Origin of the sequence: Wolbachia endosymbiont (group B) of Athalia cordata (assembly GCF_947251845.1) — a bacterium.
In the GTDB taxonomy this organism is placed as follows: domain Bacteria; phylum Pseudomonadota; class Alphaproteobacteria; order Rickettsiales; family Anaplasmataceae; genus Wolbachia.
Genome location: NZ_OX366383.1, coordinates 867,086 through 878,723 on the forward strand (window position 1 = coordinate 867,086; position 11,638 = coordinate 878,723).

At 33.8% G+C, this 11,638-nt stretch carries 10 protein-coding genes; 3 read left to right on the forward strand and 7 right to left on the reverse strand.

Annotated features, from left to right (window positions below; translation table 11 throughout):
* The first annotated feature begins 62 nt into the window (after positions 1 to 62).
* A complete protein-coding gene (locus OPR30_RS03990; RefSeq protein WP_265030450.1) occupies positions 63 to 2,150 on the forward strand; it encodes a coiled-coil domain-containing protein in 2,088 nt (695 codons plus the stop codon).
* Here the strand turns inward: OPR30_RS03990 and OPR30_RS03995 are convergent.
* The gene (locus tag OPR30_RS03995; RefSeq protein ID WP_265030451.1) at positions 2,143 to 3,369 is read right to left on the reverse strand and encodes a CCA tRNA nucleotidyltransferase; all 1,227 of its coding nucleotides are present in this window, start codon (positions 3,367 to 3,369) and stop codon (positions 2,143 to 2,145) included. The genes OPR30_RS03990 and OPR30_RS03995 overlap by 8 nt on opposite strands.
* A gap of 502 nt (positions 3,370 to 3,871) precedes the next feature.
* Here OPR30_RS03995 and OPR30_RS04000 point away from each other — a divergent pair.
* Entirely contained in the window at positions 3,872 to 4,729 is an 858-nt protein-coding gene (locus OPR30_RS04000) for a WD_0033/WD_0034 family tandem repeat-containing protein (protein ID WP_264374750.1), read from the forward strand.
* Positions 4,730 to 4,847: 118 nt separating this feature from the next.
* Here OPR30_RS04000 and typA read toward each other — a convergent pair whose 3' ends face one another.
* A complete protein-coding gene (gene typA, locus OPR30_RS04005; protein ID WP_265030452.1) occupies positions 4,848 to 6,677 on the reverse strand; it encodes a translational GTPase TypA in 1,830 nt (609 codons plus the stop codon).
* Between the two features lie 225 nt (positions 6,678 to 6,902).
* Here typA and gltX point away from each other — a divergent pair, with 225 nt between their 5' ends.
* Positions 6,903 to 8,252, forward strand: coding sequence for a glutamate--tRNA ligase (gltX, locus tag OPR30_RS04010; protein ID WP_265030453.1), 1,350 nt, complete (start codon positions 6,903 to 6,905; stop codon positions 8,250 to 8,252).
* Here gltX and holA read toward each other — a convergent pair.
* The 5 genes from holA to OPR30_RS04035 form a co-directional block, all read right to left on the reverse strand.
* Complete coding sequence (gene holA / locus OPR30_RS04015) at positions 8,213 to 9,244, reverse strand: DNA polymerase III subunit delta (protein WP_265030454.1); 1,032 nt, start codon at positions 9,242 to 9,244, stop codon at positions 8,213 to 8,215. The two genes, gltX and holA, sit on opposite strands and share 40 nt — an antisense overlap.
* A 5-nt stretch (positions 9,245 to 9,249) precedes the next feature.
* Positions 9,250 to 9,432 (reverse strand): hypothetical protein, encoded by a 183-nt coding sequence (locus OPR30_RS04020; RefSeq protein WP_264374746.1) that lies wholly within the window; start codon positions 9,430 to 9,432, stop codon positions 9,250 to 9,252.
* Positions 9,433 to 9,546: 114 nt separating this feature from the next.
* Positions 9,547 to 10,356, reverse strand: a complete 810-nt coding sequence (locus OPR30_RS04025) for a metal ABC transporter permease (RefSeq protein ID WP_015588476.1) — start codon at positions 10,354 to 10,356, stop codon at positions 9,547 to 9,549.
* Positions 10,350 to 10,697 carry an Mth938-like domain-containing protein gene (locus OPR30_RS04030; RefSeq protein ID WP_007302686.1) on the reverse strand — a complete coding sequence of 116 codons (348 nt, stop codon included), beginning with the start codon at positions 10,695 to 10,697 and terminating at the stop codon, positions 10,350 to 10,352. Before OPR30_RS04030 ends, OPR30_RS04025 begins: the two co-directional genes overlap by 7 nt.
* Before the next feature lie 3 nt (positions 10,698 to 10,700).
* The gene (locus tag OPR30_RS04035; RefSeq protein WP_265030455.1) at positions 10,701 to 11,567 is read right to left on the reverse strand and encodes a 4-(cytidine 5'-diphospho)-2-C-methyl-D-erythritol kinase; all 867 of its coding nucleotides are present in this window, start codon (positions 11,565 to 11,567) and stop codon (positions 10,701 to 10,703) included.
* Between the last annotated feature and the right edge of the window lie 71 nt (positions 11,568 to 11,638).

Genomic DNA, 11,638 nt, shown 5'->3' on the forward strand with positions numbered 1-11,638 from the left:
TTATTTATTTAATAATTATATTAATATATATAACTTCAATACTTTAAAAATTAGGTAATTTTATGGTAAATGCTAACAATAAGGTTAATTACAAACCTAGTATTAAACAAAAGGAAAAAAAATATAGCTTATCCACTGTGCTTGCTTGGCTATATCTAAAAACAATCGGACGAATATTGCCAGGGAGATGGAATCAATGGGCAGAGAATATCCTACACCACAATAAAGTTATTGTGAATAATGGAGTTCAAACTGATGCTCCCGAAGTAGTAGATCAAAGTGTTCAAATTTCTGAAGTTGTAGCACAAGAGGTCCAAAGTAAAATAATTAGTGAAGGTAAAACTACATTTAAAGATACAGAAATTCAGACTGAATTTGTTGAGACAGAGGATAAGAATGAAAAATTAAAGGAGCAACTGGAAGGTGTAAGTCAGGCACTAGGGGTGTTCATTGGGCTCTATAATAATCAAGCACAGCAGATTGAAGACTTAGAATTAGAAAATGAAGAGTTAAAGTCTAAACTTGCAGGACTTAAAAAGAACTATAGTGAATTGGTAGAAATTGCACAAAAAAGAGGAGAAGAATTTTTAGCACAGTTCAAGGAAAAGTCTGAGGAGATATTACATTTGCAGAAAGAATTAATTGAGTGCAGCAAAGAATTTGCAAATAAAACAGAAACGCTCTCAGTAAAGGTAGGAGAAAAAGACGCGAAAATAGGTAGTTTAACGCAATTAAATGAAAGATTAGAACAAGAGAAAAAGGAAATGGAGAATAAAAAGAACGAACAACAGCAAACTATATTTACAAAAGACCAAAAAATAAAAGAACAAGAGGATTTAATAAATTCATTTCGTGAAAATAAAGATATAAATGAAACTGTGAAGAAAGAGAATGAAAACCTACAAGCTCAAAACACAGAACTTGAGAATGAAGTTAGTAAGTTAAAAAAAGAATTTGGTACTCAAATAAAGCAATTAGAAAGTCAACTTGAGGAGAAACAGGCAGAATTAGAACAAGCTAAGGAAAAAGATGCTGAATTAGAGGATCTTAGAAAAAAATTGAAAAGTACTCAGCAACAATTAGAGAAAGACAAAAGTGATTGGGAAGGTAAACTAAATGCTGCTGAAATAAAGAAAAAAGACTTGGAAAGTGAAGTGAACAAATTACAAGAAAAAGTACAGACATTAGAAGAAAGTAAAGAGTGGGAATCAGCTGGAACAGAAAATCAAGCGAAAGCTGATACTACAAAACTAGAGGAAGAAAAAAAAGGTCTGTTAGCTGAAATAGATCAATTAAAGAGAAGCTTATCAAGCACGCCAAAGCAGTTGGAGCAACAGCAATTGTCAAATAATCAAGAACAACAAAAGTTACAAAACAAGCAAAAAGACGCTAGTAAAAAGCCAGAAGATATTAATAAAGAAACTAAAGCACTAGATGCAAAGAGTATTTTTTCTACTTCTGGTTCTGTGAAGTTAAAATTTTCAAATACTTTATCTAAGCTTCGCGGGAATGACAGTCTCGATAAATTTTTATCTGATCAAAATACAAAGTTGAAAAAAAGTTTTCCTGAATTTGAAGGAAAACACTTTTGCCATAACGTGCTTAAGGAAACTATACAATCTCTACCATATCAAAATGGTTATAAATTTAAAAGTGATAAGTTACTTGCACTGTTGGAAGAGAATTTGGTTAAATCTGGAAAAGAGATCATAGAAGATCGGGTTAAACAAGTTGTTACAGAAGTTGGTAAAAAACATTCCATTAAAAATGGAGATTTTGTTAAAAATTGTGTAAACAAGTTGTATTTAAATGAAGAAGATAGTAAAGCAATACTAAATTCTTTCACAGTTTTTTTGGCTAACAGAAATGATAGCAATAATGATTCATGCACAAAATTTGTTGTGCAGAAGTTAACAAAAGCTCAAATGGAACTTTTTTCAATTAATATTCAAGTACTAGAACTAGCATCAAGCATACGAGATACATTTTTATCCCCAAATCAGGGAATGTGTAATCAGACTCAAGGAGGAGTAAACGAGTATCAATTAACAAAGAAAGCTAAAGAAAAATACAAATTAACACCTAATCCTTCCATGAGTCACACTAATAGCACTCCGGTAAGTGTGAAGCAAGAAGCAATGTCTAGATAAAACTTTTAGCATAAAGTATCAGCTCCTCCTTTGTTAAAGTGTAGGAGCTGTCTTCCCAATGTTGTCGTAGCAATTCTAAGTTTCTACCTAAACTTTTCCCTGGTTGATGACCTATGATTATTAAATCATCCCCAGATAAAGGAAATTTTGGAACATTGAATATATTGGCAAATAAAATATACTCATCAACATTTGTTCCAGACTCAATACCACAAATCTTCATTAAGTCACAATATAATTCCTTACCAAATAAAGATATGTATTTCTTTTGCTCTTTTTCTGAAAGCTCTGTTTTGATATTGTTTGATAATAAAAATAATATTTTTTTCTTTTGCTTATTTGAAAGACGTAAAAACTTGCTCACTTCTTCCCCAAGACTAATCCTATCTTCGGCAGTCCTAAGAAGCAAAGCTAATTTTGTTAGTGCATCGATTGTGGGATCTAGGAAAGGCGTATGGACATACGCTGAGGGTTTTGTAGGAGGTTTAGTGTTGATAAGAAGTGGTGAAGATAAAATTTCGCATTTTACTTCTTTTGGAATAATTTTTTGTAAAACATCAGATTTTTGCATGCTCTTAAGTGTTGGAGCAGGATCATTGCATTCCAAGAGTTTAAATATTTCTTCTCTTATCCTCTCTCCAGAGAGGTTTTGAATCATGTGTGAATGCTTTTTGCACACATCCAATATTTCATCACTTAAATCTCCTATGCATATTTTAGCGTGAAAACGAAACGCTCTTAAAATACGTAGATAGTCTTCCTTAATCCTATCTTCAGCGTTACCTATAAAGTTTAACTTTCGTGTTTTTAAGTCCTGAATGCCACCAAAGTAGTCGTATATATGGCCATGCTTGTCCGCATAAAGAGCATTAAACGTAAAGTCGCGCCTTGAAGCATCAGCTTGCCAATCATTAGTAAATTCTACCTTCGCATGTCTACCGTCACACTTTACATCATGCCTTAGCGTTGTAATCTCAAAGGATCTTTTATTTAAAATCGCAGTAATAGTTCCATGTTTTAAGCCAGTTGGAATAGTTTTTATATTACGGAGTTTTAACGCTTTAACTGCTTGATTAGGCAGCAGATTAGTAGCAAGATCAATGTCGTGAATTTCACGCTGCAAAATTGAATCTCTAACACATCCACCAACAAGTCTTGCCTCACCACCAAATTTCTCTATGGCCTCAATAATTACACTAGTTTCGTGATCAATTTGCATTTAGGTTACACATACTGAAAATCATGTTACAAAAAATGCGAAACTTTTGCAAAAATCCTCATATAAAAATATATAGGCAGGAGAGTGGTAAAATAAGAGGGTAAAGTGATAGAGTAAGTCTACAACAAATCCAGTGCCTAGAAACTTATAAGTATAAAAGTAATGTTAAAATACAATGTTTTCGATGATTATAAAAAAGCTGGATGAGCTACTTGCATGACACCTTTGTAGCCTTCTCTTGTCATCCCAGTACCTGCTCAAGTAACTGACACTGGTTCCCTTTATGATGGTGTTATCCGAGTAGCTCATCCAGATTTTTATCAGGAACGTTGATTACTCCTTATTCTTCGCCCTTCCTGCACGCTTACGTTCATTCGGATCAAGTGTACTTTCATTGTCTATATACGCTCTCTAAAAAACCCTTTAATATTATTCTAGCGTATATTGACACATTAATTTTAATAATTAAACTACATTGACTTTAAAGCGAGGTTACAAAAATATGCTAAATCATCAAAATTTAACACGAAAACAAAAAGATTTGTATTTTCAGTTAAAAAGGGCCATATGGAATAGAAAGAGCATTAATAATATTTTAGAAGCAGCCTCAGAGAATGATTTACTAAAAGTTCTTACAGTTGGATATACTACACGATTTCCAAGAGGTGGGGGACGCACTCTAACACTGCTGAACCTTGCTATATATAAAGATAATAATGAATCTGTTGATCTTATTTTAACACACTCTAACAACAAAGGTATACTGCAAGAAATTCTTAAGACTTCAAGTACTATGAACTATACAATAAGAGGTTATACTTACACTTTGACACCACTTGCGTTTGCTATACATAGAAGTAATAACGAATGTATCAATTCTATTTTAATGCAGGCTCAATATAGTGGTATACTGCACAATATCCTTGCTTCTAAAGATATTGTACAGTTTCCAGGTCTGACGTATATCATCACACCACTTAACTTTGCTATATATAAAGGCAATAACGAATGTATCAATTCTATTTTAATAAGAGCTCAAAATAGTGGTATACTACACAATATCCTTACTTCTAAAGATATTATGCAATTTCCAAGCCTGACGTATGTCATCAAACCACTTGCCTTTGCTATATATAAAGGTAATAACGAATGTATCAATTCTATTTTGATACAAGCTCGAAATAGTGGTATACTACAAGAAGTCTTTATTGCAGTAAGTACTGTACTGTCTCCATATGTTGAATATACTTTAAATGCTTTTGAGCTATCTGTAGTTATTCATCAGAACGGTACTAATGTTAGAACTGCATTAGATAATGTATCTATTTCTCATAGACTACAAGAAAATAGAAGAACTTAATCAGTGTCCGTTCAACAGAGTGGCAAAAAAGCCCAGTATCAATAATGTCGTGACAGTACTTCTTCTCCTATCATGCAAGTAGTTACACTGGGATTCAGATTTTTATCAGGAACGTTGATTACTCTTTATTCTTCGCCCTTCCTGCACGTTTACGTTCATTTGGATCGAGGAATCTCTTGCGCAGACGTATAGACTTTGGAGTTACTTCTACCAATTCATCATCATCTATATACGCTATCATGTCCTCCAGTGTCATTATTTTTGGTGGAGTAAGCTTTATAGCTTCATCGCTACCTGAAGCTCTTACGTTTGTTAATTGCTTACCTTTAAGTACATTTATTTCTAAATCATTGTCACGACTATGCTGACCGACAATCATACCACAATATACCTTATCTTGTGGCTTAACAAACATAATTCCCCTATCTTGCAGATTGAAAATTGCATACGCTACTGCTTCGCCTTTGTCTGTTGAAATTAAAACCCCATTACGCCTTCCGGAAATTGAACCTTTATGTGGAGCATAACTGTGAAATAAACGGTTGATTATACCAGTGCCGCGAGAATCAGTTAAAAATTCTCCTTGATAGCCAATTAATCCCCTTGATGGTACTAAAAATGTCAACCTAGTTCTGCCACTACCAGAAGGTCTCATGTCAGTTACTTCACCTTTTCGAAAGCTAAGTTTTTCCATGATGATTCCACTATACTCATCATCTACATCAATTACTACTTCCTCTATAGGTTCAAGTTTTTTGCCATCTTCTTCTTTAAACAGCACTCGAGGCCGTGAAACTGAAAGTTCAAAACCTTCCCTTCTCATATTTTCAATCAGTACCCCAAGCTGCAACTCACCACGTCCACCTACTTCAAATGCTTCACCACTTGGAGCCAAAGTTACAGTAATTGCAACGTTTGTTTCTGCTTCTGCATATAAACGATCTTTTATAACAGTTGAGGTAAGTTTTGTTCCCTCTTGCCCAGCAAAAGGTGAGTCATTCACGCTTATAGTAATCGCCATTGTTGGCGGGTCAACTGGAGTTGAGCTGATCGCAGTTGTAACTTCTGGTGCTGCTATAGTGTCTGAAACTGAAGCTTTCTCAAGTCCTGCAATGGCAATGATATCACCAGCTACAGCTTGCTCTACTGGAACGCGTTTTAAGCCAGAAAATGAGAGTAACTTAGTTAATCTCCCTCGCTCAACCACTTGACCATCAAGATCAATTACCTTAAGATCTGAGTTAACTTGCGCGATTCCTTGGTAAATCTTTCCTGTCAATATTCTGCCAAGAAATTTATCAGATTCAAGTAAAGTAACTAGCATAGCAAAAGGTGCATTTTGATCATAAACGGAAGGTTTTATGTAATCTATCACCGTTGAAAATAATGGGCTTAAATCTTTTCTCTCATCAGATAGCTCCTTAGCACACCAACCATTTCTACCTGAAGCATAGAGTACTGGAAAATCTAGTTGCTCGTTGGTTGCATCAAGGTTAAAAAATAACTCATATATTTCATTTAGTACTTCATCAATTCTGCTGTCTGGTCGATCAACCTTATTGATTATCACAATCGGTTTTAAATTTGCCTTTAGTGCTTTTGACAACACAAACTTAGTCTGTGGCATTGGACCTTCTGCAGCATCAACCAGTAGTAATACACCATCTGCCATGCAGAGCACCCTTTCCACTTCTCCACCAAAATCCGCATGTCCTGGTGTATCAATGATATTGATTTTCTTATCACCCCACATTATTGACGTACATTTTGCAAGTATTGTAATCCCACGTTCACGTTCTTGATCACCACTATCCATCACTCGTTCTTGAACTTCTTGATTCTCACGAAACGTGCCACTTTGTTTTAACATGTTATCAAGTAAAGTAGTTTTTCCGTGGTCAACGTGTGCAATTATTGCAATATTGCGGATTGATTTAAATTCACTCATTTCTTATCATTTCAAATTTAATTTAATAACAAGTATACGTATAATATATTTAGAGTAAATAACTAAAGCCGTGCTTTCAGAGTATTTTAGGCAGATCATGGAACTCTAACAAAAAGGTTTCATGTTCGCTGTACTTTGTAGCAACTAACACCAAGACAAAGAAGAAGAATCTTGCTTTAGCAGTACATTTATATAAAATTAAAATAAACTAAAGTAATCATTTAAATGCTAACAAGATTCGCTCCAAGCCCAACTGGCTACCTACATGTAGGAAACATACGCACTGCACTCATTTGTTGGATGTACACACGTAATCAAAATGGAAAATTTTTACTACGTTTTGATGATACTGATCTTGAGCGTTCAGATATCAAATATGTAGATAATATCATAGAAGACCTAAAATGGATTGGCATAAATTGGAATTCAAGTTTTAAGCAATCAGAGCGTTTTGAGCGCTATAACGAGGTGTTCTTACAGTTAATGAAAGAAGGTCATATTTATGCATGTTATGAAACAAGAGAAGAATTAGACACTAAACGAAAATTGCAATTAAAACAAGGTCTTCCCCCTATTTACAATAAAGGTACGTTGCTTCTAACTGAGCAAGAGAAAATTCGTTATGAGCAAGAAGGACGAAAACCACATTTCAGATTTAAATTGGATAGAAATAAAACTGTAAAATGGAATGATGAAGTTAAAGGCGAAATAAATATTGCAACAATTCATATCAGCGATCCTGTAGTAAAAAGAGAAGATGGAATTTATACGTACATGCTACCTTCTGTCATTGATGATGTTGACTTTAATGTAACCCATGTTGTACGTGGGGAAGATCATGTAACTAATACCGCAGTTCAGATTCAAATGATTCAAGCATTAAAAGCGAAAATTCCTATCTTTGCCCACCTTCCCCTACTACACTTTGATGATAGCAAAATATCGAAACGGAAAGGCGGGCTGGATGTCAAGTTCATAAGAGAAGATGAGATTGAACCAATGGCGCTAATTAGCTATTTAGCAAAACTTGGAACATCTGATCCAATAGAAGCTCATGTTGATATGCAGCCTTTAATTGACTCATTTGATATCAAAAAATTTAGCTCAGCATCTTTACAATTCAGCTTGAGTGAAATGTATAAGCTAAATAGCAAAGTGCTGCAACAAATGCCATTTGAAATGGTGCAAGATCGTTTAAGTCAAATTGGTTCAGAGTTTTGGTATTTTATAAGAAACAACATAAACAGGTTTTCTGAGGTGGCCAAATGGTGGCAAGTATGTAAATCCAATATAGAGCCTGTGGTTATTAATAAAGAATTTATAAAAATAGCGCTAAGCACATTACCTCAAGGTGATTGTAATGAAAATACGTTATCAGAATGGGTTAAAAATATTCGACAGACAGTTGATATAAAGGCAAAAGATCTATTTATGCAGTTGCGCCTCGCTTTAACAGGAACAGAAACAGGTCCAGAACTCGCTAAATTATTAATTTTTATCGGTAGAGAGAGCATTGTTGCAAGGTTAGAAGAAAATCATACAAAAGGTTTAAATGCACCGAATGTATTTGAATGACACCAATAGTTAATCTCATGCTGAAAGATCATTTTATGATTCAGATCAGTTCTTTTACAGGTCACTTCCAAGCTCATCAAATTTTCTAAGATCTTCTTAAGTTCTGAAAGTTGCAAACTTTTCAAATGAGATTTAAAACTCTGTAATTGTTTGAAGAACAATGGAGGACTCAGCTGGTCAATTGCAGCTTGTTCATTCATTCCATTTTGTATTAACAGCAAAACGCTTTCTAGCCGTAGAAAATAATTTGATATAATACGGATTAATGCTATCGGTGAAAAATTCTCTTGTAATATCAATACATCGGAAATTTTGATGAATTGTCCCATGTCTTTACTCACTATTGCAGAGCACAGATTATCAAGTGTAACATAATCATTGCCGGAGGTTGAAAAGCATAGATCTATATCAGCAAGTTTAAGATCTTTTCTTTTTCCTAGATATAAAACTAATTTTTCAAGCTCTGAATATATAGGCAGTTTGCTATGATTAAAATAAGACTGCAAGTGGTAGATTATCTCACTTGTGCACTCTATATCATTTTGTTTCAAGTAACTTGATATAATATCACAAAGATTACTACCGCTGTCCTTATAGCAGGTAATGACACCGAAAATTTTTGAGCTTTCCATATAACTTTTAGTTGTAGAACTATATGGAAGATCATTTGCGATCATTACTATATAATGATCGCCTATATTATGATCCAATATGTTTCTTAACTCTTTAGATATACTTCCACTGACATTTATCAGCTTAACTAACCTTTTTTTAGTAAACATCGAAATGTTTGCCAACTCGGAAAATAACAAGCCAGGCGACTTATTCACTACTGCAAAATCCATCACCTGAACTGAATACTCATTCAAGTTGGCAATTATTTTCTGTACAAAAATATCGACCTTACTATTGTCACTCCCATGAATTAATACACCACTTAAAGTATCGGGTTTCTCAAGGAATTTTTTAACTTTAGATGGCGTGATTCTCATGCCATCTATATTATATGATCACTATTTGGTGGTACATCATTTGATTGCACATCAGTTTCCAACAATTCTGAGCTTTCTTGATTTGCTGTATTCTGCATATCATCAGACACTTCTTTCTTTCCCGTAACATAATTATAAAAATTTTTTATAGGCTGTCCTATATATCTAGAAAAAAATCCTTCGGCCATATCTTTCACTCCACAAATTAACAATTAGCACATAAAAACAATGTAGCAAAAACTACTTTACGCTCAGATAGTTACACTCATTTGTTAATGAATTATGAACTTCCGAGACCAAAATTAAGTCGATCTACTTAACACCAATCTTATAAAATAAGCAATGATTAAATACACAGCTGCGATAAGTATAATTGCAGGTCCAGTTAATAAGTCAAAACTTGCAGATAATATCAAACCTGATACTCCAGAAATCACAGAAAAAACTGTTGCAACAATAATCATTTGCATTGGAGTTTTTGAAATGAGTCTTGCTGATGCAGCAGGTATTAACAAAAATGCAGCAATGAGTAATATTCCTATTAATTGAGCAGAAATTGCAATAAAGATAGCGAGTATAATCAAAAATTCTAGCCTAACAAAATTAACATTTACTTTCTCAACTGTTGCCAAATCTTGATTAATCGAAATCATCAGCCAATAGCGCCATCTAAATATTAATATCAAAGTAACTATTACGGAGGTTAGAAAAATTGATATTATATTACTTTGGTCAATCATTAATATGTCACCAAAAAGTGAGCTAATAATACTATTATTACCTGATGGAAGAAAAGACATAAGTATTAAACTCGATGATAAAACTACATTGGTAACTATGTTCAATATCGTATCAGCAGAGTATAATTTATTAAAATTAAGAGAAAGTAGTATAGCAAACATAATTGCAATGAGCATTATACTTACCGATGGGCTGATATTAAAGATCAAAGCAAGTGCAATACCAAGCAATGAAGAATGGGACAAACTATCACCCAAATACGATAACCTTTGCCATATCATAAATGACCCTAGAGCTCCTGTGACTAGGCTAATCATAATTACCGCAATTAGACTGTTTATAAAAAAACTCTGTGTAAATATCTCTAACATGCTATCAGATAACTGACAACAAATCTATCTTCAGATATTAAAACGTTATGGGTTCTGCATGCAGAACCCGTCGTCATAAATTCAAAATTTAAATTCTTTTGCTCCATAAGATAAGACTTCATTGAACAATCGCGTATCTTACCAGTACCTATTATCAAAATCTCTATTTCCTCTGTTAAAAAAGATTTAAAATACTCCTTGTTATTTATATCACTTTCTTTCAATTCAATCACCTTTTCAGGAAAAATTATAATTGAGCCATGATATTCTTGATTATTTACCCAAAATCTTTCTTCCCTGTAACCATCTATAAGATTTTTCTTCTTGGAAATTAAGGGCATAAATCAAACTATTAATTCCGTGTCGCACACCCACCATTCTGGATATTCCTTTTTGATATTTGCCGCTGCAGCTTTTGCATTTTCTTCACTATCAAACATTCCAAAACACGCTACACCACTACCTGACATACGAGAAAGTATAGAGCCTTCTTGTGACTCTAGTGTTGATATTACATTCTGAATTTCAGGTACAAAACCTATTGCTGCTTCTTGAAGGTCATTTTTTGTCTCTTTAAGAAGCTCTAACAAATTCTCCTCAGTTTTATCACTCCACTTAATTGGATTAGAGAAATCCTCTTTATACTTGGAAAATACTTCTGATGTATTCAAAAACTTTTTTTTTGGTTTCACAAGTACCAGACTTGTGGGTAAAGAGCATTGTTTAATGGGGCATAATTCCTCACCAACACCTCTGACAAAAACTGGCTTACTATCTATACTTGCAGGCACATCAGCACCAACTCTTAAAGCTATATCATTTAAAATTTGCCTATCAATGTTCCAAAGCTCTCCCAGCATGCGTATCACAGCTCCAGCATCTGAGGAACCACTACCAAATCCCGCAGCAATTGGTACATTTTTTACAACCTTCACAGTGACTTTAGTGCGTACAGGAGCATGCCTAAGCAGTAGACTCACTGCTTTCGTTATAGTATTATATCGATAATTTATTCTAAACTCAGAATTTACAAATTCAACTGTAGAGTTATCATATCTAAAGTTTTTTTCTCCTACTTTTATCTCTAAAAAATTAGAAAGTTTAGCAAAGACAACCAAACTTTCAATTAAATGATACCCTCTTTCTTCTCTATTTATAATATGTAAAAAAAGATTGATCTTTGCAGGAGCCTTTACACAAAAACTTTCCATCTGTATATCTTCACTAACACTATCTTATTTACTATACTTGAAATGCCACTTCAGTCAAACTTTATACACTC